This is a genomic window from Actinospica robiniae DSM 44927, from assembly GCF_000504285.1.
Taxonomy (GTDB): Bacteria; Actinomycetota; Actinomycetes; order Streptomycetales; family Catenulisporaceae; genus Actinospica; species Actinospica robiniae.
Window position 1 is genome coordinate 8,007,107 of the sequence record NZ_KI632511.1, and the last position, 23,377, is coordinate 8,030,483.

The following is a 23,377-nucleotide window of genomic DNA, read 5'->3' on the forward strand; positions in this document are numbered from 1 at the left end:
CAGATTCCGCATGGGCGCGAGTTCGAGGATCGGAGCGATCGGCGCAGGGTGATGTCAGATTCCGCATGGAGCGTTGGCTTGGGGATCCCGGGGGTTCGCGTCAGGGTGATGCGGGATTCGACATGAACCGGGCCACGGGTCTCGGGCCGAGCGCAGCTCGCACCGGACCCTCAGGGGGTGGGCTCTCTCCTCGGTCGGGCAGGCGAAGCCCGATCAGGGTTCTGCCGGGAGGTCAAGCGGCGCGATGCACAATCGAGCATCAGCCCAAGTCACCGCCGCTTCGACCTCCCGGCAGGTTCCTGATTCGCCGTCCGGGACCGACCGAGGAGAGAGCACACCCCCGCAACCCCACCATCCCGAACCCCAGTCCGCCCCGCCGACGTCAGCACCCCACAGACCCCGGCATCTCTCTCCGAGGGAAGGGCCTGCCAGCGGCGACTTTCGATCTTGAAACCGCAGCTCGTCCGCCAACGTAACGGGTGGGCGTGCCCCTATGTCTTCCGTCAAGTCTGGGCTGCTCGCTGTAACGGGCATGTGGGTGGGTGTTGCTCGGGTTATGTGGTGGCGGTGTGGGGCGTGTAGAGCGTGGCGTTGCGGAGCATGGCGTGGAGGACGTTGATGCGTCTGCGGGCGAGGCGGATGATTGCTTGGGTGTGGGTTTTGCCTGCGGCGCGGTGTTTGTCGTAGTAGGCGCGGGAGTCGGGGTCGGCCAGGGCGGCGAAGGCGGAGAGGAACATGGCGCGTTTGAGCTGCCGGTTTCCGCGTCTGGGTGCGTGTTCGCCGCGGATGGAGCTGCCGGAGGACTTGGTGACCGGGGCAAGTCCTGCGTAGGAGGCGAGGTGGTCGGCGGTGGGGAAGGTGGCGGCGTCGCCGACGGTGGTCAGGATGGTCGCGGCGGTCCTGATCCCGATGCCGGGCATCGAGGTCAGGAGCGGGGAAAGAGGGTGGGCCTCCAGCAGGGCACTGAGCTGTCCCTCGAGCGTGCGGCGTTGGGCGAGGATCTCGGTCAGCTGGCGGGCGAGGGAGGGGATGACGAGGGCTGCGGCCCGGGTGCCGGGCACCACGACCGTCTGTTCTGCGAGGGCCTCGGCGATCTCCTCGGCCAGGCGCTCGGCCAGGCGCGGGGCCAGGGGTTTCAGGAGTTTGACGATGCGTCGGGTGCCGGCCTCGGCGAGCAGTTCAGGGGAGCCGTACCGGGCGAGTAGCGCGAGGACGGCCTGGTGCTGGATGCGTGGGCCCAGGACGCGTTCGAGGGAGGGGTGGATCTGGGTGAGCAGGCCGCGCAGCCGATTGGAGGTGCGGGTCGACTCGCCCGCGAGGTCCTGGTCGAACCCGACGAGCATGGCCAGTTCCGCCTCGGTCTCATCGAGCACGGTCAGGGTGCGCAGCGCCCTGGGTGCGGTGCGGGCGACGTCGGCGATCACGGCGGCGTCGCGGGCGTCGGTCTTGGCCTCGCCCTCGTAGAGGTCCGCGGCGCGGCGCATGGCCAGGCCGGGCAGGTAGGCGACCTGGCAGCCGACGTCGCGGGCGACGCTCAGCGGCAGCGCGCCGATGTTCGCGGGCTGATCGACGATCACCAGGACGGTGGCGAACTTCGCGATCAGCTTCTCGAACAGGGCGCGCAGTTTCGGTTCGGTGTTCGGCAGGCGCTTGTCGTAGACGGTCTTGCCGGCCGGGGTCAGCCCGTGGGCGTGGTGCTCGCCCTTGCCCACGTCCAGGCCGAGGAAGACCCCGATACCGCTGGTGTCGTACACGCTCGCCGCCTTCTACTTCGCATGGCCCTGGCCTCGACCATCGCACCGCAGCCGGCAACCACGTTACACAGGCCGCCCCGAGAAAACGCCCGGCGTTGCGCCGGGCACGGGATGCGGACCAGGCCCCTTATCAGCGGTCAGGCAGTGCTCCAAAACCCGGCGGCAACACGCCCAAGGCCATAGACACGGCAGGGTGGCAGAGCCATACCGGGCCCGGAGGCCAGGCGCCCCCATTGCGGGGACACGTAAAAGGTAACGGGTGGGCAAACGAAACGGGCGGAGCGAAGCGGCCGCCCCCACCACCACGACCACCCCACCACGACAGGCCACCAGAGCCGACGCGTACCGGCTCGATGCATCAATCAGCATGAGGTTTCCGGGCGCCCGCCACCGGGCTCACTCCATCAGCTCGTAGACGCGCAGGCCGCGCGAATTGAGTCTTCCTTCCTCCCACCCGAAGCCCAGCCGCCGTGCGACCCGCTGTGACACGGCGTTCTCCGGCCGGATCAACGCGAGCACCGGCAGCGCCCCGTGCCCGGCCGCGCCGCGGACCTCCAGCGCCGCCTGCGTCGCCTCGACCGCGTAGCCCTTGCCCCGCTCGGAGGCGACGATGTGGTAGTAGACGTTCAGGTTGTCGGTGCTGTCGAGCGATCCGAACCGTACCCCGGCGATCCCGATCGCGGGCCCGAGGCCGTCGCCCAGCCGCACCAGGTGGTAGCCGATGCCTTCGTTCGCCCAGTCGGTGCCGAACTTGCCCATCGCCTCCGTCAGGAACGGTGTCGGCCACGGCGCGTCCGAGGCACGTTCCGTCTCGGTGCGGTTGTCGCTGAGCTCGTAGAAGAACGCTGCGTCGTCGGTGCTGAGCGGTGCCAGGGTCAGGTGCGCGGTTGTCAGCATGGCGCGACGTTAACAGCCGTGCACGGGAAAGGCGCGCGAGTTACGCGGCCCCGTCAGATGATCCGAGGGACACTAGCCCCGTAGGCGCGTCTTCCATCCGAGCACCAGCGCGGCGGTGATCGGCACGATCAGCGCCACCGTCCAGCGGCCGATCGTCCCGCCGTTCACGCCCATCTCGACGATGACGAACAGCAGGAACGCGAGCGTGGCCAGCTCCGTCACCGGCGAGAAGAAGAGCCGGAACGCGGGCCGCTCCAGCTCCCCGCGCCGGGCCCGGCGGACGAACTCCAGGTGGCAGATCATGATCGTGCCCCAGGTGCAGATGATCCCGAGTGCGGCGACGTTGGTGACGATCTCGAAGGCCTCGCCGGGCAGCCAGGCATTGAACCCGACGCCGAGCAGCGCCACCCCCGCGGTCAGCAGGATCCCGCCGTAGGGCACGTGGTGGCGGCTCATCACCCCGGTGAACCGCGGCGCCGAGCCGGCCGCGGCCATCGAGCGCAGGATCCGGCCGGTCGAGTACAGGCCCGAGTTCAGGCTGGAGAGCGCCGCGGTGAGCACGACCAGGTTCATGATGCCGCCGGCCGCGGGCATCCCGAGCTTGCTGAACACCGTGACGAACGGCGATTCGTTGCCCGAGTAGTCGGTCCAGGGCAGCAGCAGCGTCAGCAGCACCACCGAGCCGACATAGAAGATCGCGATCCGCCACATCACCGAGTTCACCGCCTTCGGCACGATCCGGCGCGGCTCGGCCGTCTCGCCCGCGGTGATGCCCACCAGCTCCACCGCCGCGTACGCGAAGACCACGCTCTGCAGGATGGAGATGCAGGCCACGATCCCCTTCGGGAAGAACCCGCCGTTGGCGCTGATCACGTGCCAGCCCGGGGTCTCGCCGCCGATCGGCTGGCCGGCGATCAGCAGCCAGACGCCCACCAGCAGGAACGCCGTGATCGCGGTGACCTTGATGATGGCGAACCAGAACTCGGTCTCGCCGAACATGCGCACCGAGATCAGGTTGACCGTCAGCACCACGGCCAGCGCGATGAACGCCAGCAGCCACTGCGGGACGCTGGTGAACGCCTGCCAGTAGTGCACGTACAGGGCACACGCCGTGATGTCGGCCATGCCGGTGGTGGACCAGTTCAACACGTACATCCAGCCGACGACGTACGCGCCGGACTCGCCGAGGAGCTCCCGGGCGTAGCTGACGAAGGATCCGGACGAGGGCCGGTGCACCACCAGCTCGCCGAGAGCGCGCACCACGAAGAACGCGAAGACACCCGCCACGGCGTAGGACAGCGCCAGGCCGGGGCCGGCCTTCTGCAGGCTCACCCCCGCGCCGAGGAAGAGACCGGTGCCGATCGCCCCGCCGATCGCGATCATCCCGATGTGCCGCGGTTGCAGTGTCTTGGCGTATCCGGCGTCGCCCGTGTCGTCCGACTCGGACGAGGGACCGCCGACCTTCACCGCCGTCCGGACCGTCGGATCCGCTGCGGGGTCTCGCTCTGCCGGCTGTCGCACTCCAGCAAGCCTGGCATAACGGATATATCCGTCTGGACCGGACACGCCGTCCGCGCGAACCGGGGCTTACGTGCGTTCAGAGCTTGCGGAAAAGCCGCGCTTCCTCGGCCGCCGCGCGGACCGCTTGGAGGTCCCCGCCCGCGGACGCGGTGACCACCGCGGCCACGGCGCCCTCGACGAAGGGTGCGTCGGCCAGCACGGCTCCGGGCCGGTCAGGCTCATCGCCGACGCCCTCGTCCAGCAAGGTCTTGACGGTCAGCAGGGCGCTGCCGAGGTCGCCGAGCAGCAGCACGCCGGCGCCGCGGTCGGCTTCGCGCACGGCCTGCTCGATCCGGCCGTAGCTGGTGCCGAGGCTGCCGTCGTCCATGCCGCCGGCGGCGATCACCGGCACCTGGTCGCCGCCGAGTTCGCGCACGAGTTCGGCGAGACCTTCGGCGAGGCGCTCGCTGTGCGAGACAAGGACGACACCAACCAGCTTCACGGTGCCCGACCCTATCATCACGACCTGGTCAGCGCGGCGTGTCGGGGTTGACTCCGGCGGCCGCAGGGTTTTGCGGGGTCCGCGGCACCGGCGGTGCGTCCGTCAGGCGGCGGCGTCGGCCAGGGTCCGCCACAGCAGCGCCGTCGAGACCGCGCCCGGATCCAGGTGGCCCTCGCTGCGTTCGCCGAGGTAACTGGCCCGGCCCTTGCGCGCCCGCAGCGGAGCCGTCTCCTGCGCGCCCTCTTCGGCGGCGCGGGCCGCGAGGTCCAGCGCCTGGCCGGGCAGCAGGCCGTCCTCGGCGGCGGCCCGAAGTGCCTCGACCGCGGGAGTGAACGCGTCGAGCATCGTCTTGTCGCCGACGCTCGCGCCGCCCAGTCTCGCCAAGGCCTCGAGCCCGGCCGCGAACGCCGCCGCGAGGGCCGGCACGTCCGCCGACTCCGCGTCGCCCAGAGCCTTGCCGGCGGCACGGAAGACGCTGCCGTACAACGGCCCGGAGGCGCCGCCCACGGTCGAGATCAGCTGACGGCCGGTCAGCTGCAGCGTCGCTCCCGGCGTCGCCGGGGGCTCCTGCGCCAGCTTCGCGGCCACCGCGGCGAACCCGCGCTTGAGGTTCGTGCCGTGGTCCCCGTCGCCGATCGCCGAGTCGAGCTCGGTCAGCCGGGGCGCCTCCTTCGCCACGGCGTCGGCCGCGGCCGTGAGCCAGGCCACGAACAGCGCCGCGTCGAGTCCGTCTTTGTCCCGCATCGTCACCTCGGTCACCGTCCCCACCGCAGCGCCGGCGTCTGCACCGGCGCGTCCCACAAAGCCACCAGTTCCGGTTCGGCCCGGCACACCGTCACCGAGAAGCCGGGCATGTCCAGGCTGGTGATGTAGTCGCCGACCAGGTTGCGCACCACGCGCACGCCGCGCCGGTCCAGCGCCCGCACCACCTCCGCGTAGACGACGTAGAGCTCGAGCAGCGGGCTCGCGCCCATGCCGTTGAGCAGCACCATCGCGTCGCCGCGGAAGTCGAGGTCGGCGCACACCGCCTCCACCGCGATCTCGGCCAGCTCGCTCGCCGGGGCGTAGCGCGCGCGGCGGCGGCCGGGCTCGCCGTGGATGCCGACGCCGAGTTCGATCTCGTCCTCGCCCAGCTCGAAGCCGGGCCGGCCGGCGGCCGGCGTGGTGCACGGGCCGAGCGCGATCCCGAACGAGCGGCAGACCGCGTTCGTCCGTTCGGCCACCGCCGCCACCTCGTCCAGCCCGGCGCCGCGTTCCGCCGCGGCCCCCGCGTGCTTCTCCGCGAACAGGGTCGCGCCGGTGCCGCGCCGCCCGGCGGTGTAGAGCGAGTCCTCGACTGCGACGTCGTCGTCGATCAGCACCGAGCGGGAGGCGATGCCCTCGTCCTCGAGCAGATCCGCGGCGAGCTGGAAGTTGAGCACGTCGCCGGTGTAGTTCTTCACCAGGAACAGCACCCCGCCGCCGGTGTCCGCGGCCTGCGCCGCGGCCAGCATCTGGTCCGGCACCGGCGAGGTGAACACCTCCCCGGGGCAGGCCGCGTCGAGCATGCCGAAACCGACGTAACCGGCGTGCAGGGGTTCGTGGCCTGATCCGCCGCCGGAGATCAGCGCGGGCTTGCCCGCGGCGCCCGGCTCGGCCCGAAGTACGATCCGCCGCTCGGCGTCCACCCGCAGGCCCGGGTGCGCGGCGGCGAGCCCGGCCAGGGCATCGGCGACCACCGTCTCCGGCGAGTTGATCAGCATCTTCATGGTGCCCCATTCTGCCGTGCGGGCCCGGCGGCGCGGTAGGCGCCGCGTGCGCCGGATCGGCGCGCCGGGCGGTGCGGCTATGCTCTTACCCGTCGGCCCCGCAGGAATCCGGTGCGAATCCGGAACGGTCCCGCCACTGTCAGCCCCCGTACGCCGAGCGCGTCGCGGGCGAGTCAGGAACTGCGCCCGGCACGTATGACTGTCGCTACGAACGGGCGTGGGCTCCCGGGTAGGAGTGGATCGGCGCTGTGCTGCGTTTCCCTTTTTCGGCCGTGCTCGGGCAGGACGAGCTGCGGCTTGCTTTGATCCTCAACGCGATCCATCCCGCCGTGGGCGGGGTGCTGGTGCGCGGCGAGAAGGGCACTGCCAAATCGACCATGGTGCGCGCGCTGGCCGCGGTGCTGCCGCAGGTCGAGGTCGTGCCCGGTTGCCGCTTCTCGTGCGAGCCGGCCGCGCCGGACGAGCAGTGCCCGGACGGGCCGCACGGCTCTGAGCCCGCCGGCGAGAGCGCGGCACTGCGGGCGGCGCGCCTGGTCGAACTGCCGGTCGGCGCGTCTGAAGATCGGCTCACCGGCGCCCTGGACCTCGAGCGCGCCCTCGGTCGCGGCGAGGCGGCGTTCCAGCCGGGGCTGCTGGCGGCCTCGCACCGCGGTGTGCTGTACGTGGACGAAGTCAACCTGCTGCCGGACCACCTCGTCGACGTGCTGCTGGACGCGGCCGCGATGGGCGAGGCACACGTGGAGCGTGACGGCGTGTCAGTCCGGCACGCGGCCCGGTTCCTGCTGGTGGGCACGATGAACCCGGAGGAGGGCGAGCTGCGGCCGCAGCTGCTCGACCGCTTCGGCCTGACGGTGGACGTGGCGGCCAGCCGCGACCCGAAGCAGCGCGCCGAGGTGGTGCGCCGCCGTCTGGCGTACGAGGCGGATCCGGAGGGTTTCTGCGCGCGCTGGGACGAGGCGGACGCGGAGGTCGGCCGGCGGATAGCGGCTGCCCGCGCAGTGCTGCGGGCTGTGGAGCTGCCGGACGCGGAGCTGGAGCGGATCGCGCGGGTCTGCGCCGAGTTCGAAGTGGACGGCATGCGGGCGGACCTGGTGACCGCGCGCGCCGCGGTGGCGCTGGCCGCCTGGCGCGGCCGGCCGGCGGTGACCGCCGAGGAGGTGCGCGACGCGGCGCGGCTCGCCCTGCCGCACCGCCGGCGCCGCAACCCCTTCGACGCGCCGGGGCTGGACGAGAAGCAGCTCGAGCAGGCGTGCGCGGATCCGGAGGGCGGCGGCGGCGGAGACGGGCCGGACGGCGGTCCGGGCGGCGCGGGACCTGACGGCGGCGGCGGTGAGGGCGGCGCCGGGAACGGCGGCGGCGAGGGCGGTCCGGGGCCGGATAACAGGCCCAACGCCCCGCGAGGGTCGGGGGCTGGTACTGATGACGGCGCTGGGAACCGACCCACGCCTCCGCCCCCTTCCGGCGACTCCGGTGCTGATGCGCCGTCAAAGGGAGGGCCCGGAGCCGGTGAGCAGGCTGCCGTCGCCGCCGGCGCGACGTATCGGACGCGGCTTTTCGCGGTTCCGGGGGTCGGCGACGGGGTGCCGGGGCGACGGTCGGCTGGACGCTCGCGCGGGCGGGGGCGGACGGTCGGGGCCGAGCTGCCTGCTTCCGGCGGGACGTTCGGGCGAGTGATCCACTTTCCGGCGACGATGCGGGCGGCGGCTGTCCGACAGGCCGCAACCGCTACGTATCCAGTCGATCCGACCGCGAGCCGCGGCGCTGCCCTCAGCTTCCTGCCTTCCGACCTGCGCACGGCGGTGCGGCGCGACCGTGAGGGCAACCTCGTCCTTTTCGCCGTCGACGCCTCCGGCTCCATGGCGGCACGCTCGCGCATGTCCGCCGTCAAAGGCGCCGTGCTCTCGCTCCTGCTCGACGCCTATCAGCGCCGCGACAAGGTCGGGCTGATCACCTTCCGCGGCTCGTCCGCCACGCTCGTCCTGCCGCCCACCGGCTCCGTCGAGGCCGCGGCCGCGCGGCTCGCCGCCGTTCCGACCGGCGGGCGCACGCCGCTCGCCTCGGGGCTGCTGCTCTCGCACACCGTCGTGCAGCGCGAGCGGTTGCGCGATCCGCGGCGGCGCGCGCTGCTCGTGCTGGTCACGGACGGGCGCGCGACCGGGTCGGGCACGGCTCTGGCCGACGCCCGGCGTGCCGCGGAACTGCTCGGGTCCGCCGGCGTGGCCTGCGTGGTCGTGGATTGCGAAACCGGGCCGGTGCGGCTGGGGCTGGCCGCAGACCTGGCCTTCCGGCTCGGCGGGGAGCACGTGCCGATGGGCTCGGTCTCCGCCGCGGCGCTCGACCACCTCGTGCGAAAGGCGGCCTGACATGCCCCAGGGCAAGCCCGTATACGTCCCGGAGGACGGCCTGACCACCCGTCAGCGCCGCGCGCTGCCGCTGACGGTGGTGCACACCGGCCACGGCAAGGGCAAGACCACGGCCGCCTTCGGCCTGGCGCTGCGGGCGTGGAACGCCGGGTGGCCGATCGGGGTGTTCCAGTTCGTCAAGAGCGCGAAGTGGAAGATCGGCGAGGAGCCGGCGTTCAAGGCGCTCGGGGCTGTGCACGAGCAGACCGGGCAGGGCGCGCCGGTGGCCTGGCACAAGATGGGCGAGGGCTGGAGCTGGCTGATCCAGGACCTGCATTCGGACCCTGAATTGCAGGCGGACAACGCGCGGGCCGGCTGGGAGCAGATCAAGCGGGACCTTGCCGCCGAGACCTACCGGCTCTACCTGCTCGACGAGTTCACCTACCCGATGACCTGGGGCTGGGTGGACGTGGACGAGGTGGTCGCGGTGCTGCGCGCCCGGCCGGGGACCCAGCACGTGATCATCACCGGCCGCGATGCCGCGCCCGCGCTGCTCGAGTGCGCGGATCTGGTGACGGAGATGACGAAGGTCAAGCATCCGATGGACGCCGGGCGCAAGGGGCAGAAGGGCATCGAATGGTGACGGTCTCCGCCGTGCCGCGGGTGCTGATCGCGGCACCGGCGTCCGGGCACGGGAAGACGACGGTCGCCACCGGGCTGATCGCGGTGCTGGCGCGGCGGGGGCGGCGGGTGGCGCCGTTCAAGGTCGGGCCGGACTACATCGACCCGGGCTACCACGCGCTGGCCGCGGGCCGGCCGGGCCGGAACCTGGACCCCTTCCTGGTCGGCGAGTACCGGATGGTCGGTGTCTTCGGGCACGGCACCGCCGGCGCCGACATCGCCGTCATCGAGGGCGTGATGGGGCTGTACGACGGCGCTGTCGGACGCGGCGAGCTGGCTTCGAGTGCCCAGGTGGCCGTGCTGACCGGCTCGCCGGTGGTGCTGGTCGTGGACGCGACCGCGCAGGGGCGTTCGGTGGCCGCGCTGGTGGACGGGTTCCGCGGGTTCGACCGCCGGGTGCGGCTCGCCGGGGTCGTGCTCAACCGGGTCGGGTCGGCGCGGCACCGCGAGATCCTGGCGGCGGCGCTGGAGGAGATCGGCGTTCCGCTGCTCGGGGTGCTGCATCGCAGCGACGCGGCGGCGACTCCGTCCCGTCATCTCGGGCTGGTTCCGGCGGCCGAGCGGGCGCCGGACGCGCTGGCCACGGTGGACGCGCTGGCCGACCTGGTCGCCACGCACGTCGACGTGGACCGGATCGAGCGGATCGCGGCGAGCGCGGCGCAGGTGGCCGCGGAGGAGACGTGGTCGCCGGAGCTCGCGATCGGCGAGCTCGGCGGCCCGGTGGCGTGCCGGACGCGCCCGGTGGTGGCGGTGGCCGGGGGCGCGGCGTTCACGTTCTCCTACGCGGAGCACGCCGAGCTGCTCAGGGCCGCCGGCGCCGAGGTCGTGTCGTTCGACCCGCTGCGGGACGAGGCGCTGCCTGACGGCACGTCGGCTGTGGTGATCGGCGGCGGTTTCCCGGAGGTCTACGCGTCGCAGCTGGCTGAGAACGCGGCGCTGCTCGGCGCCGTCCGACGGTTCGCGGACTCGGGCGGCGTGATCGCGGCCGAGTGCGCCGGGCTGCTGTACCTCGCCAAGAAGCTCGACGGCGTGCCGATGTGCGGGGTGGTGGACGCCGAGGCGCGGATGAGCGAGCGGCTGACGCTCGGGTACCGTGAGGCGGTGGCCGGCACGGACTCGGTGCTGAGCCCGACCGGCACGCGCGTGAACGGGCACGAGTTCCATCGCACGGTCCTGACACCTGGCTCCAGCCCTCAGCCGGCCTGGTTCTGGCGCGGCTCCGAGGGCGAGAAGGTCGCGGAGGGCTTCGGGGCCGGCCGCGTGCACGCCTCCTACCTGCACCTGCACTGGGCGGGAGCGCCGGAGATCCCGCGCCGCATCGTCGCCGCGGCCGCCGAGTACGCGGGTGATGCGGCATGAGCAGGACGCTGATCGGCGTGGGTGTGGGCCCGGGAGATCCGGAACTGGTGACGCTCAAGGCGTTGCGGACATTGGGCGAAGCCGACGTGGTGTTCGCCCCGTCAACGGACCCTGATCGGCTCTCCAGGGCCGAGGAGATCGTGACCGAGGCGGCACACGTCGCCGTCCGCCGGCTGGTGTTCGCGCTCGACGACCGCGGTGGGGTGACCAAGCGGCGCTCCACTGCCTGGGACGACGCGGCCCGAGCGGTGCTGCAGGCTTTCGACGACGGCGCCAGCCGCGTCGTGTTCGTCACGCTCGGCGATCCGAACGTCTACTCGACCTTCGGCTACCTCGCGCAGACGGTCGCCGCGGTGGACGCCTCGGTGCGGATCGAGACCGTCGCCGGGGTGACCGCGATGCAGGATCTTGCGGCGCGTGCGGCCGTGCGGCTGGCCGAGGGCCGCGAGTCGTTGACGCTCGTGCCCGCCACGGCCGGGCTGGCCGAAGTCACGTCTGCGCTGGAGGGCGGCGGCACAGTCGTCATCTACAAAGGCGGCCGGTCGATGCGCGAGCTCGTCGCGCTCGTCAAGGCGCGCGGCCGTGCGGCGGAGGCGGTGCTCGGCAGTGAACTCGGGCTTCCGGACGAGCGGATAGTGCCGTTGGCCGACTGGGACGAGGAACGCGCCTCGTATTTCACGACCCTGATCGTCCCCGCGGCGCGCCGGGGGAGAGGGAGAGCGCTGTGAGCGGCGGCAAGGTCACCTTCATCGGCGCGGGTCCGGGAGCCGCGGACCTGATCACCCTGCGCGGGGCGCGGGCGATCGGCGCGGCGGACATCGTGATCTGGGCTTCGAGCCTGGTCCAGGCCGAGATCCTGGAGCACGCGCGCCCGGATGCGATCACGGTCGACTCCGCGGCGCTGCCGATCGAGGGTGTGCTGCCGTACTACGAGCAGGCCGCGCGTGAGGGACTGCTCGTCGCGCGGGTGCACTCGGGCGATCCGGCGCTGTGGGGCGCCGTGCAAGAGCAGTTGGAGCGGGCGCGGGCACTCGGCCTGGAGACGGAGATCGTCCCCGGCGTGTCCGCGTTCTCGGCCGTCGCGGCACTCGCGCAGCGCGAGCTGACCGTGCCCGAGGTGGCCCAGTCGGTCATCCTGACCCGGCTCGAGGGCGGGAAGACGCCGATGCCCTCCGGCGAGAGCATCCGCTCGTTCGCCGCGCACGGCACGACGATGGCGATCTTCCTGTCCGCCGCGCGCTGCGCCCGGCTGGCCGAGGAACTGGTGGCCGGCGGATACGAGGCCGACACGCCGGTGATCGTCGCCTCGCGGGCGACCTGGCCGGACGGCGAGCTGGTCGAGTGCACGATCGGCACGATGGCCGAGCAGGTGCGCGCCCGCAAGCTGTGGAAGCACACGCTGTTCCTGGTCGGCCCGGCCCTGGCCTCCTCCGGCACGCGCTCGCACCTCTACCACCCCGGGCACTTCCACGAGCACCGTCGCGCGGATCCCGAGGCACGCCGGGCCTTGCGCGCGCGATGAACGAACTGCGAGAACCGGATCTGCCGCGCACGATGAAGCAGCGCGACGGCAGGGCCCTGCGACCGGGCTGGACCACCGGCTCGTGCGCGACCGCCGCCGCGAAGGCCGCTGTTCTCGCGCTGGCCACCGGGGATCCGCAGCACGAGGTGGAGATCGCGCTCCCGGGCAAGGACGGTGCGTGGACGCAGCGGGTCCGCTTCGCGGTCGAACACTGCGACGTGTCGCGGGCGAGCCGGGCCGAGGCGGTCGTGGTCAAGGACGCGGGCGACGATCCGGACGTGACGCACGGAGCACACCTGACCGCGACCGTCACGTGGCGGGACGCGCCGGGCCTGGAGCTCGACGGCGGCGTCGGCGTGGGCGTGGTGACCAAGCCAGGGCTCGGCTTGGAGGTCGGCGGTCCGGCGATCAACCCCGTGCCGCGCGCGATGATCACGCGCGCGGTCGGCGAAGCGGTGGATCTCGCGGCGTGTGGCGTGCGAGTGGTGATCTCGGTGCCCGAGGGCGAGGTGATGGCGCGCAAGACCACGAACCGGCGGCTCGGGATCCTCGGCGGGATCTCGATCCTGGGCACGACCGGGATCGTGCGGCCGTTCTCCACCGCCGCGTGGCGTGCCTCAGTCGAGCAGGCCGTGAGTGTGCTGGCCGCGCAGGCCGGCGCCGCGCACGCAACCGCGGCAACGCTCGTGCTGTGCACCGGCGGTCGGACCGAGAAGGGCGCCATGGCGCTGCTGCCCGATCTGTCCGAGGTCAGCTTCGTGGAGGTGGGCGACTTCACCGGGGCCGCGCTGCGCCGCTGCGTCGAGCAGGGCGTGGGCCGGGTGGCGTTCGTCGGCATGATCGGGAAGCTGACGAAGCTCGCCTCCGGGATCCTGATGACCCACTACACCCGCTCCGCCGTCGACACCGACGTGCTCGGCGCCGTCACCGCCGAAGTGGTGCCACGGGGTTCGGCCCTGGAGGCACGGGTACGGCAGGCTCATACCGCGCGCCACGTATACGAGCTCTGGGATGCCGCCGGTGTGCTGGCGGAGTGCGGCGACCTGCTGTGCGAGCGCGTGGCGGCGGTGCTGGAGCGCTTCGCCCGCGAGGAGTGCGGGGGCGCGATCGAGGCCCGGGTGGCGTTGGTGGACTTCAGCGGCCTGGGTCTGACGGGCATGAGCGAACGCTGGGGAGAGAGACGATGAGCTCAGGTGTGACGGTCATCGGCTGGGACGGTTCGCCGCTGGGTGCTCCCGCGCTGGCGGCACTGGCGGCGGCGACGCTGGTCGTGGGCGGGGCCCGGCATCTGGCTGCGGCCCCGGTGCCGGAATCCGCCCGCACGATCCGGCTCGGCGCGCTGGGGTCTGCGGTCGAGGCGATGCGCAAGCACGGCGGCCAGGCGGTGGTGCTGGCTTCAGGCGATCCCGGGTTCTTCGGGGTGGTGCGGCTGCTCCGTGCGGAGGGCTTGGCCATCGGACGGGTGATCCCGGCCGTGTCCTCGGTATCCGCGGCGTTCGCGGCGGCCGGCCTGGACTGGGACGACGCGGCGGTGGTCTCGGCTCACGGCTCGGCGGAGCGGGCCAGGAGCCTGCGGCGCGCGGTGAACGCCTGCCTGGCGCATCCCAAGGTCGCGGTGCTGACCGGACCCGGCGCCGGCGCACGCGAATTGGCGGCCCGGCTGCTCGCATCAGGGCTCGAAGACGATGATCGGATCCTGTACGTGGCCGAGAATCTCGGCGCGCAGGAGGAGCGCGTGCGTGCCCTCCGGCTTGACGAGGCGGCGAAGGCGGAGGTCCTCGACCCGCACGTCGTGCTCTGCGTCGCACTGGGAGCTGAGCGGGCCGGAGCTGGCTGGCTGGCCGGTCCGGCCGGGGTTGACGCACCGAGGCCGTTGCCCGACGACGCCTTCGAGTACCGCGACGGCCAGATCACCAAGGAAGAGACGCGCGCGCTGATCGTCTCGCGGCTCGCGCCCGCCTTCGGCGACCTGGTCTGGGATCTCGGCGCCGGCTCGGGTTCCATCGGCGTCGAGTGCGCCCGCCACGGCGCGGCCGTGTTCGCGGTCGAACGCGACCCGGAGTCCTGCGCACGCATCAGGCGTAACGCGGCCGCACAAGAGCTGACAGGACTCTATATATATGAAGGCGATGCAGCGGAGGTCGTCGCGAGCCTTCCGGCCCCGGACGCAGTCTTCCTCGGCGGCGGTGGGATCGACGTCCTGCGCGCGGTGCTCGACCGTCGACCGCCGCGTCTGGTCGCCTCGTATGCCGCGCTCGAGCGGGCGAGCGAGGTGCTGCCGCTGCTCGCGAGCCACGGCTACGCGGCCGACGGGATGATGCACCAGGCCTCGCGACTCTCTCGGCTGCCCGACGGTACGCACCGGCTGGCCGCGCTCAACCCGGTGTTCCTGGTGTGGGGTGAGCTGCGGTGAGCCGGATCGGCTGCGTCGCCGCGACCGACTCGGGTCGTGAGGCGGCGGCATACCTGGCCGCGCTGTGGCCGGACGAGGTCGAGTTCGTGGACGAGGGCACGGTCGCGGCCTCGCTGCGGACCGTATTCGGGAGCTGCGACGCGGTGATCGCGTTCCTGGCGACCGGTGCGACGGTACGGATCCTCGCTCCGTCGCTCCGGCATAAGACCACGGACGCGCCAGTGGTGTGCGTCGATGAGGGCCGACGTTTCGCGATCGCGTTGCTCGGCGGGCACTACGGCGCGAACGACCTCGCCCGCCGGGTCGCCGGCGCGCTCGGCGCGGAGCCGGTGATCAGCAACGCCCGCGACGCCGCTGGCATCAGACCTCTGCCCCCGCTGCCGCGGCCCCGCCTCGTCGTCGGTGTCGGCGCCTCCCGGGGCGTGAGCGCGGACGAAGTGCTCGAGACCGTGGACGCTGCTTTGGGCCGTGGCGGCCTTGATCCGCGCGATGTCAGGGCCCTGGCAACGGTCGATCTCAAGGCTGACGAGACGGGCATCCTCGCGGCGGCTCGACTGCGCGCGTGGCCGCTACTGGTCCACCCGGCGGCCGAACTGGCCGACGTCGAGGTGCCCAACCCGTCAGCCGTGGTGCGTGCCGCGGCTGGGACGCCGTCGGTCGCCGAGGCCGCGGCGCGCTACGCCGGGCCGGGTCGTGCGCTGGGCCGAATGCTGGTCGAGAAGACGAAATCACCGAGGGAGAACCCGATGGCGACCGCCGCCGTGGCAGCACACGACCCCACCGGCCGCGGACGGCTCGCCGTCATCGGTCTAGGCCCTGGCGCTCGCGACCTGACCGCGCCTCGCGCGCTCGACGAGCTGCGCGGCGCCGAAGTGGTCGTGGGCCTGGACCAGTACGTCGACCAGATCAGGGATCTGCTGCCCGACGGCGTGCGGATCGAGGCGAGCGGCCTGGGCGCGGAGGAACGGCGTGCACGCAGCGCGGTCGAGCTCGCCAACGCCGGGCATCGAGTGGCACTGATCGGCTCCGGCGACGCGGGCGTGTACGCGATGGCGTCCCCGGCTCTCGACGATCCGGAAACCGAAGGCCTGGATGTCGTCTGCGTGCCCGGGATCACCGCCGCGACCGCCGCGTCGAACGTGCTCGGCGCCCCGCTCGGCCACGACCACTGCGCCATCTCGCTCTCCGACCTGCACACGCCCTGGCCGGTGATCGAGCGCCGCGTGCGTGCCGCCGCCGAGGGCGACTTCGTGGTCAGCTTCTACAACCCGCGCTCGGCCAAGCGCGACTGGCAGCTGCCGAAGGCACTGGCCGTCCTCGCCGAGCACCGGCCGGCCGAGACACCGATCGGGTGGGTGCGCGCCGCCGGACGGCCGGACCAGAGCCAGGGCCTGACCACGCTCGCCGGGTTCGACCCGGCCGTCGTCGACATGTACACGACGGTGATCGTGGGCTGTTCCCAGTCCCGGATCGTGGCAGGCCGCTTCGTCACGCCCCGGGGCTACCGGTGGAAGGAGTGACCGGGACCCCGGCCGTCGCCGAGATCGGAGCCTGCCAGGGCTGCGGCGGCTGCCTGCTCACCTGCCCCGAGCACGCGATCCGGCCGCACGGCGGGAGCCTGCTGGTGCGCGCCGACCTGTGCACCGGCTGCGGGCAGTGCCAGGAGATCTGCCCCGTGGATGCCATCGAGATGAAAGCCCGACCGTGACCAGGACCGTCCATCCGATCGAGCAGGAGTCGTACGCGATCCTGCGCCGCCTGCTGGCGCAACGCCATCCCGGCGCGGTAGCCCGCACCCCGCTGGCCCGCGCCGTGCTTGAGCGGGTCGTGCACGCCAGCGCAGACCTCGAATACGCCGAGGATCTGGTGCTCCCGAGTGAGTCCGTGCTCGAAGACGCCGTCGTCGCGCTACGTGCCGGCGCGCCGGTGGTGGCGGACGTGGCGATGGTCGCCGCGGGAATCACGCGCCGCCGATCCCTCTGCCACATCACGGATCCACGAGCAGTAGACCTGGCCGCAGAACTCGGAGTCACCCGGTCGGCCGCGGCGATGCGGCTCGCGGCCGAAGAAGCCGGGCCTGGCGCCGTATACGTGGTCGGATGCGCTCCGACGGCTTTGTTCGAACTCATCGACGGTGCCGAGCGCTACCGTCCGCTGCTCGTGCTCGGGCTACCGGTCGGCTTCGTCGGCGCCGTCGAATCGAAGCAGGCGCTGCGGGAGAGCGGACTGCCGGCGGTGAGCAACCGCTCGGGCAAGGGCGGCTCCGCCGTCGCCGCCGCCGGGCTCAATGCCCTGCTTTACCAGGAGGTAGATAAGTGAGTGCCCTGCTGATAGTCGGTCACGGCACGCGCGACGACGAGGGCGCCGAACAGTTTCGTGCCTTCGTACGGCGGGTGGAGCGCCGAGCCACGCGCGAAGGCGTGGCCGACGCCGTCGCGGGCGGCTTCATCGAACTCTCCCCGCCGCCGCTCAAGGACGCCGTGGCCGGGCTGGTCGATGCCGGGCACCGCAACCTGACGGCCGTCCCGCTGATCCTGCTCGCCGCCGGACACGCCAAGGGCGACATCCCGGCCGCGCTCGCCCGCGAACGCGAGCGTCACCCCGGCCTGCGCACCCGGCTGGGCCGACCGCTCGGTCCGCACCCGGTCATCCTCGACCTGCTGCGAGACCGACTCGAAGAGCACGCCACCGACGAGAGCCCCGACGCCGTGCTGCTCGTCGGCCGCGGCACGACCGACCCGGACGCGAACGCCGACCTGTACCGGGCCGCCCGGCTGCTGTGGGAGACCACGCGGCACCTCGGCGTGCGCGAGGTCGAGCCCGCCTTCGTGTCGCTGGCGGAACCCTCCGTCGCCCAGGGGCTGGACCGGCTGCGCGCGCTCGGGGCCAGACGCGTCGTCGCACTGCCGTTCTTCCTCTTCCCCGGCGTCCTGCCGACCCGCATCCACGCCCAGACGCGCGAGTGGGCCGACCGGCACGAGGACACGGCCGTGACGGTCGCCGACGTCATCGGGGACTGCGACGCCCTGGTCGGCCTGGTGCTCGAGCGCTATCTCGAGGCGGACGGCCGCGGTCCGGCCGCGCCCGGGATGAACTGCGACGCCTGCGTCTACCGGATCGCGCTGCCCGGCTTCGAGGCGAGGGTCGGCCAGCCGCAGCATCCGCACGACCACCCCGACGACCCGGCCCACGCGCACGGCCGCCACGACCACCCGCTCCACCACGCGCACCAGGCCGCGCCCGGCTCCGCCCGGTTGGCGCGGCATGCGGCGGAATCGCCGGTTTCCGGCCCGGAGGGAGCACAACCGACGGTCGTGGGAGGATCGGACCGCTATGGGTACGCACGAGAACGGCCCGCCGCGCCGTGAGCCGTCGGGCGCCGCGAAGCCGCGGGTGACGGTCACCGTCATCGGCTTCGACGGCTCCCCGCCCGGCCCCGCCGCCCGCCGCGCCCTCGCCGCGGCCACCCTCGTGGTCGGCAACATCCGCCACCTCGACGCGCTCCCGGTGCCCGAGACCGCGCGGCGGATCTACATGGGCGGGCTCGGTCCGGCGCTGACCCGGCTGGCCCTGCACGACGGGCCGGCCGTGGTGGTCGCCTCCGGCGACCCGGGATACTTCGGCGTGGTCCGCGCCCTGCGCGACCAGGGGCTGCGGGTGCGCACCGTCCCCGCCGTCTCCTCCATCGCCAGCGCGTTCGGCCGGATCGGCCTGGCCTGGGAGGACGCCCTGGTCGTGGCGGTCGATCCGCCCGCCGACGGCAGCGACGGCTCCTCCCGCGAGCCCGGCAAGGTGCGTACCGGCGGACGCGCGGCCAAGGACGGCGGGTTCAGCGCCGGCCACGGCGCCAGCCTGCGCGCGGCGGCCAACCTGTGCCGCGCCTACCCGAAGGTGGCCGTGCTCACCGGCGAGGGCGCGGGGCCGCGGGAGCTGGCCGCGGAGCTGCTCGGCCCGGACAAGTCCGGACCGGCGCGCACGCTCGTGGTCGCGCAACGGCTCGGCGAGCCCGAGGAGTCGGTGGAGTGGCTCAGCCTGGACGAGGCGGCCGACCGGCACATCTGGGGCGACCCGTGCGTGGTGCTGTGCCTGGACGAGGCGCAGGTGCTCGCCCCCGGCGCGCTCGGCGGGCTGCCGGTGCCGCTGGCCGGCTGGGCCGGCCCGGCCGGCGGCTGGGCCTCGCCCGACAACGCCTTCGTCTACCGCTCCGGCCGGGTGCTCGCGGCCGAGGCGCGCGCCCTGGTGCTCGCCCGGCTCGCCCCGCGCCCCGGCACCCTGGTGTGGGACCTGGGCGCCGGCTCGGGCTCCGTGGGCATCGAGTGCGCCCGGCTCGGCGCGGCCGTGATCGCGGTCGAGCGCGACCCGGACTCGTGCGAGCGGATCGACCTCAACGCGACGATGCATCAGGTCCGGATCCGGGTGGTGCGCGGCCAGGCGCCGGAGGCGCTGCTCGACCTGCCGCAGCCGGACGGGGTCTTCCTCGGCGGCGGCGGCGCGGACGTCGCCCGGGCCGCGGTCGGCCGCGACCCGCGGATCGTGGTCGCCGCGATGACCGCGATCGACCGCGTCGCCGAGATCAAGACCGCGCTGCGCGGCGAAGGCGGCCCCGGCAAGTCCCGCCGCCGCGTCGACGGCGCCCTGATCCAGTCCTCCCGCCTGGTCTCCCTCCCCGGCGACGCCCACCGCTTCGCCGCGCAGGACCCGGTCTTCGTGCTCTGGAGCGAGCGCGCGTAGCCATCGGCGGCAGGCGTCTGACCGCCCGTCAGCCGACGGTCCCACGAGGAATCAGTCGTCTTCGCCGCCTCCGCTCCGTGGCGCGGCGTAGGGGCGCGGAATCGAGCAGAGCGCGTCTGGGCGCCACGTCCATCGGAAGGGTGGCGTGCGTCACTCGCTCGGCCTGTTGACGGCTTTCCGGCGCCTGCGCAGGGGCTGGCGCCGGGCCTGCGCGCGCCCCGGCGGGAGCGCCGTCGCGATGACGGGGGGTCCGGGTTCCCGGTAGGGTACGTGATCGCCCCGCCGCCGCTGGCGGGGGATCCGTCAGTCCGCACGGGTCGTTCGGGGGGCAAGGCACACGCGCTCACCGAGAGCGCGGTTCGACCGTGGACAGGGAACGAGGAGGCACGATGACCGGCACCGACGAGTTCGGCCGCGAGCTGGACGCGCAGGGGTACGAGCGCGCCGCCGGCGGCGAGAACGTGGTCAGGCCGGAGCGTGCCGCAGCCCCCGGGCCGCGGGCGCCGCAGCCCGCCGTGCCGAGCCCGCTGCCCCCGTCCCCGCGGCTGCCCTCGGCGAGTGACGCGCCCTGGGTCGCTGGCGGCTCCATCGGCTACGCGGAGGCCGTGTTCGGGCAGAACGCGCCGCTGGCCGCCCGGCCCGGCCCGGGCGGGGCGCACCCGGCCGGCCACGACGCGCCGACCACCGAGTTCTTCCCCGGCGCCATCTTCGACGCGGGCGAGCCGGAGGACTACCAGGTCCCGCCGCCGGCCGCGTCCTACCCGCAGGCCCCGGTCCCGCCCGTGATGAATCAGGGCCCGTCGATGCCGCTGGGCCAGCCCGGCGGGCAGAGCCACTCGGTGCCGTTCGCCGCGCCGATGCCGCCGCAGGACCCTGAGCTGCCCGAGCCGCAGGGCTACGAGCCCGGCTACGACCCGCTGGCCGGCTCGCTCGGCGGGTCATCCGGTTCCTGGTCGGCCGCGCCGCCGCGGGCGGCCCAGGCGGGCCTCGGCTCCTCCGGCGCGCACGACGTGGCCGCCCGCCCGGCCGTGCCCGCGCAGCCGATGCCCGGACCCGAGCCGCTGCCCGGCCGCGGCGCCGGGCGGGAGAGCATGGCGCCCCCGCGGCGCCGGGTCTCCCCGCCGCCGCAGCCGCAGCCGGGCCAGCCCGCCCCGGCGCATCCGCAGGTCCCGCAGCAGCCCCAGCCCGAGCCGCCGGCCCCGGTGCCGGCCCGGCCGCGCCCGGCCGCGGCGGTGCCCGCGCCGCGCCTGCCCGAGCACTCCTCGCAGGACCTGCCGGTGCTGCCGCCGGTCGCCCCGCTCGTGCCGACGGCCGCGGCCGCCCCGGCCGCCCCGCCGGCGGTCGAGGAGGCGTCGCAGGACGCTGACGAGATGGTGGTGCCCTGGCAGGCGGTCGCCCCGGCCGCGGGGCCGGGCTTCCCCGGCCAGGCCGGCCCGCGCGGCACCGGCACCCGCCGCCGCCCGGCCGCCGACCCGGCCCAGGCCGCGGTGCCGGAGCCGCTCGCGGCGCCGCAGCCGGTGCTGCTCGACCCCGAGCCGGAGGACGAGGAGGACTACGCCGAGGCGGCGTACCAGGACCCGGGCTACGACGAGGCGCCGTACCGGGACGAGCCGGACGACGCAGAGTACGACGACGTCCCCGCGCCGCCGCGGCAGCAGGTTCCGCCGCAGCCGCCGCAGGCCGTGCAGCCGCCCGCGCCCCAGCCGCCGGCACCCGTGCAGCCGCCGGCACCCGTGCAGCCGCCGGCACCCGTGCAGCCGCCGGCCCCGCAGCCGCAGGTTCCGCAGCAGCAGCCCGAGCCCCAGCCCGAGCCGCCCGCTCCGGCCCCGGCTCCGGTGCGCACCCGTCCCGCCGCCAAGCAGGCCGCCGCGCGTCCGGCGGCCCCGCAGCCGCAGCCGCAGCCCGCGCCGGTGCCCGCGCAGCCGCCGGCCCCGCCGCAGCCGCAGCCGCCCGCCACCGTCCCGCAGGCGGTGCGCACGCCGCAGCCCGCCGCCCCGTCCGTGGCCGCCCGCGCGCCGCAGCCGGCCGGGCGCCGCCCGGCCCGGGCCAAGGCCCCGGCCGAGCCGCAGCCGGCGCAGCAGAGCCCTGAGACCGCCCCGGCCGAGGCCCGCGACCGCGCCCCCGGCTACACCGAGGACGCGCTCGAGGCGGTCTACCGGGTCATCCACGAGCGGCGCGACATCCGCAACGACTTCCTGCCGGACGAGGTGCCCACCGAGGTGCTCACCCGGATCCTGGAGGCCGCGCACACCGCCCCCTCGGTCGGCTTCTCCCAGCCCTGGGACTTCCTGGTGCTGCGCGACACCGAGCGCCGCCAGGAGGTGCACGACCTCGCCGCCCGGCAGCGCCGCGCCTACGCCGCCTCGCTGCCCAAGGCCCGGGCCAAGGCGTTCGCCGCGCTCAAGATCGAGGCGATCCTGGACACCCCGGTCAACATCGTCGTGACCTGCGATCCCACCCGGGGCGGGCGGCACACCCTGGGCCGCTACACCCAGCCGATGATGGCGCCGTTCTCCACCTGCCTGGCGGTGGAGAACCTGTGGCTGGCCGCCCGGGCCGAGGGCCTGGGCGTGGGCTGGGTCTCCTTCTTCGACGAGCGCGAGCTCGCCGAGACCCTCGGCCTGCCGCCGCACCTGCAGATCGTGGCGTACCTGTGCGTCGGCTACGTCCGGCGCTTCCCGGGCGAGCCGGAGCTGTCCGGGGCCGGCTGGGCCCGGCGCCGCCCGCTGGCCTGGGCCGTGCACGAGGAGGACTTCGGCCGCCGGGTGCTGCCCGGCGGCGAGCCGGTCTCGCTGCTCGACGCGACCGTGGACGCGGTGCGCGGCCTGGACGAGGACGCCGCCTCGGCCGCCCGGGAGCGGCAGGGCCGGATGACCAAGCCGCCGGGCTCGCTCGGCATGCTCGAGACCGTCGCCGAGCAGCTGGCCGGCCTGAGCGGCCAGTGCCCGCCGCCGATGCCGGAGCCCGCGGCGCTGGCCGTGTTCGCCGCGGACCACGGCGTGCACGCGCAGGGGGTCACCCCGTGGCCGAAGGAGGTCACCGCGCAGATGGTGTCCAACTTCCTGGCCGGCGGCGCGGTGGTCAACGCCTTCGCCAAGCAGGTCGGCGCCGAGGTGTGCGTGGTCGACGTGGGCGTGGCCGCGCACCTGGGCGACGCCGCGGGCCTGGTGCCGCGCAAGATCCGGATGGGCACCGACGACATGACCCAGGGCCCCGCGATGTCGCGCGAGGAGGCGCTGGACGCGATCGAGGCCGGCATCGAGACCGCGCGCGACCTGGTGGCCGCGGGCAACCGCTGCCTGCTGACCGGGGACATGGGCATCGCCAACACCACCGCCTCGGCCGCCCTGATCGCCGCGTTCACCGGCGCCTCGCCGGCCCAGGTGACCGGCTACGGCACCGGCATCGACGAGCAGACCTACGCGCACAAGGTGGAGATCGTGCGCCGGGCGCTGCAGCTGCACCGCCCGGACCCGCAGGACCCGATCGGCGTGCTGGCCGCGTTCGGCGGGCTCGAGCACGCGGCACTGGCCGGGTTCATCCTGGGCGGCGCGGCGCTGCGGGTCCCGATCATCCTGGACGGGGTGATCGCGGGCGCGGCGGCGCTGGTGGCGCAGGCGATCGCGCCGGAGTCGACGGCGGCCTGCGTGGCCGGCCACCGCTCGGCCGAGCCGGGGCACGCGCTGGCGCTGGAGGCGCTCGGCATCCACCCGCTGATCGACCTCGAGCTGCGGCTCGGCGAGGGCTCCGGCGCGGTGCTGGCGCTGCCGCTGGTGGCCGCGGCCGTCCGGGCGCTGCGCGAGGTGGCCACCTTCGACGCGGCCGGCGTGGCCGACGCGAGCGCGTCCGCGGTGGCGCCGACGGAGCGGGACCGCCACTAGCGCGCGCCGCCGACATCCGGCTGTAACCGGCGGTGAGTACGCTCGTG

19 protein-coding genes and 1 riboswitch are annotated in these 23,377 nt (G+C 74.0%); of the genes, 13 read left to right on the top strand and 6 right to left on the bottom strand.

The window, feature by feature from the left end:
• Positions 1-554: 554 nt before the first annotated feature.
• The 6 genes from ACTRO_RS34625 to dhaK form a co-directional block, all read right to left on the bottom strand.
• Entirely contained in the window at positions 555-1,754 is a 1,200-nt protein-coding gene (locus ACTRO_RS34625) for an IS110 family RNA-guided transposase (protein ID WP_034263005.1), read from the bottom strand.
• Between the two features lie 396 nt (positions 1,755-2,150).
• Positions 2,151-2,651, bottom strand: a complete 501-nt coding sequence (locus tag ACTRO_RS34630) for a GNAT family N-acetyltransferase (protein ID WP_034270028.1) — start codon at positions 2,649-2,651, stop codon at positions 2,151-2,153.
• Between the two features lie 72 nt (positions 2,652-2,723).
• The gene (locus ACTRO_RS34635) at positions 2,724-4,034 is read right to left on the bottom strand and encodes an amino acid permease (RefSeq protein WP_084317213.1); all 1,311 of its coding nucleotides are present in this window, start codon (positions 4,032-4,034) and stop codon (positions 2,724-2,726) included.
• A gap of 214 nt (positions 4,035-4,248) precedes the next feature.
• Positions 4,249-4,671: a dihydroxyacetone kinase phosphoryl donor subunit DhaM gene (gene dhaM, locus ACTRO_RS34640; RefSeq protein ID WP_034270034.1), complete on the bottom strand. Its 423-nt coding sequence runs from the start codon at positions 4,669-4,671 to the stop codon at positions 4,249-4,251.
• An 84-nt stretch (positions 4,672-4,755) separates the two neighbouring features.
• The gene (gene dhaL, locus ACTRO_RS34645) at positions 4,756-5,397 is read right to left on the bottom strand and encodes a dihydroxyacetone kinase subunit DhaL (protein WP_034278060.1); all 642 of its coding nucleotides are present in this window, start codon (positions 5,395-5,397) and stop codon (positions 4,756-4,758) included.
• A gap of 11 nt (positions 5,398-5,408) precedes the next feature.
• Positions 5,409-6,401: a dihydroxyacetone kinase subunit DhaK gene (dhaK, locus tag ACTRO_RS34650; protein ID WP_034270037.1), complete on the bottom strand. Its 993-nt coding sequence runs from the start codon at positions 6,399-6,401 to the stop codon at positions 5,409-5,411.
• A 50-nt stretch (positions 6,402-6,451) separates the two neighbouring features.
• Positions 6,452-6,604: riboswitch (cobalamin riboswitch) on the top strand.
• Positions 6,605-6,649: 45 nt separating this feature from the next.
• Here dhaK and ACTRO_RS50540 point away from each other — a divergent pair.
• The 13 genes from ACTRO_RS50540 (at position 6,650) to cobT (ending at position 23,330) form a co-directional block, all read left to right on the top strand.
• The gene (locus ACTRO_RS50540) at positions 6,650-8,764 is read left to right on the top strand and encodes a VWA domain-containing protein (RefSeq protein ID WP_034270040.1); all 2,115 of its coding nucleotides are present in this window, start codon (positions 6,650-6,652) and stop codon (positions 8,762-8,764) included.
• A 1-nt stretch (position 8,765) separates the two neighbouring features.
• Complete coding sequence (cobO, locus tag ACTRO_RS34660) at positions 8,766-9,386, top strand: cob(I)yrinic acid a,c-diamide adenosyltransferase (protein ID WP_034270043.1); 621 nt, start codon at positions 8,766-8,768, stop codon at positions 9,384-9,386.
• Positions 9,380-10,783 carry a cobyrinic acid a,c-diamide synthase CobB gene (locus tag ACTRO_RS34665; protein ID WP_034270046.1) on the top strand — a complete coding sequence of 468 codons (1,404 nt, stop codon included), beginning with the start codon at positions 9,380-9,382 and terminating at the stop codon, positions 10,781-10,783. Before cobO ends, ACTRO_RS34665 begins: the two co-directional genes overlap by 7 nt.
• Positions 10,780-11,511, top strand: coding sequence for a precorrin-2 C(20)-methyltransferase (gene cobI / locus ACTRO_RS34670; RefSeq protein WP_034270049.1), 732 nt, complete (start codon positions 10,780-10,782; stop codon positions 11,509-11,511). Before ACTRO_RS34665 ends, cobI begins: the two co-directional genes overlap by 4 nt.
• Positions 11,508-12,305 carry a precorrin-4 C(11)-methyltransferase gene (gene cobM / locus ACTRO_RS34675; RefSeq protein ID WP_034270052.1) on the top strand — a complete coding sequence of 266 codons (798 nt, stop codon included), beginning with the start codon at positions 11,508-11,510 and terminating at the stop codon, positions 12,303-12,305. Before cobI ends, cobM begins: the two co-directional genes overlap by 4 nt.
• The gene (locus tag ACTRO_RS34680; protein ID WP_034270055.1) at positions 12,302-13,492 is read left to right on the top strand and encodes a cobalt-precorrin-5B (C(1))-methyltransferase; all 1,191 of its coding nucleotides are present in this window, start codon (positions 12,302-12,304) and stop codon (positions 13,490-13,492) included. Before cobM ends, ACTRO_RS34680 begins: the two co-directional genes overlap by 4 nt.
• Complete coding sequence (cbiE, locus tag ACTRO_RS34685; protein WP_034278062.1) at positions 13,399-14,718, top strand: precorrin-6y C5,15-methyltransferase (decarboxylating) subunit CbiE; 1,320 nt, start codon at positions 13,399-13,401, stop codon at positions 14,716-14,718. Before ACTRO_RS34680 ends, cbiE (ACTRO_RS34685) begins: the two co-directional genes overlap by 94 nt.
• Positions 14,715-16,238 (top strand): precorrin-3B C(17)-methyltransferase, encoded by a 1,524-nt coding sequence (gene cobJ, locus ACTRO_RS34690; RefSeq protein ID WP_084316735.1) that lies wholly within the window; start codon positions 14,715-14,717, stop codon positions 16,236-16,238. The genes cbiE (ACTRO_RS34685) and cobJ overlap by 4 nt, the downstream gene beginning before the upstream one ends.
• The gene (locus ACTRO_RS34695; RefSeq protein WP_034270058.1) at positions 16,226-16,426 is read left to right on the top strand and encodes a 4Fe-4S dicluster domain-containing protein; all 201 of its coding nucleotides are present in this window, start codon (positions 16,226-16,228) and stop codon (positions 16,424-16,426) included. The genes cobJ and ACTRO_RS34695 overlap by 13 nt, the downstream gene beginning before the upstream one ends.
• Positions 16,423-17,037, top strand: a complete 615-nt coding sequence (locus ACTRO_RS34700; protein WP_034270061.1) for a precorrin-8X methylmutase — start codon at positions 16,423-16,425, stop codon at positions 17,035-17,037. The genes ACTRO_RS34695 and ACTRO_RS34700 overlap by 4 nt, the downstream gene beginning before the upstream one ends.
• Entirely contained in the window at positions 17,034-18,086 is a 1,053-nt protein-coding gene (locus ACTRO_RS34705) for a sirohydrochlorin chelatase (protein WP_063628126.1), read from the top strand. Before ACTRO_RS34700 ends, ACTRO_RS34705 begins: the two co-directional genes overlap by 4 nt.
• Positions 18,052-19,449 carry a precorrin-6y C5,15-methyltransferase (decarboxylating) subunit CbiE gene (gene cbiE / locus ACTRO_RS34710; protein ID WP_084316736.1) on the top strand — a complete coding sequence of 466 codons (1,398 nt, stop codon included), beginning with the start codon at positions 18,052-18,054 and terminating at the stop codon, positions 19,447-19,449. The genes ACTRO_RS34705 and cbiE (ACTRO_RS34710) overlap by 35 nt, the downstream gene beginning before the upstream one ends.
• 389 nt (positions 19,450-19,838) lie before the next feature.
• The gene (gene cobT, locus ACTRO_RS50545; protein ID WP_051451829.1) at positions 19,839-23,330 is read left to right on the top strand and encodes a nicotinate-nucleotide--dimethylbenzimidazole phosphoribosyltransferase; all 3,492 of its coding nucleotides are present in this window, start codon (positions 19,839-19,841) and stop codon (positions 23,328-23,330) included.
• The last annotated feature ends 47 nt before the right edge of the window (positions 23,331-23,377 follow it).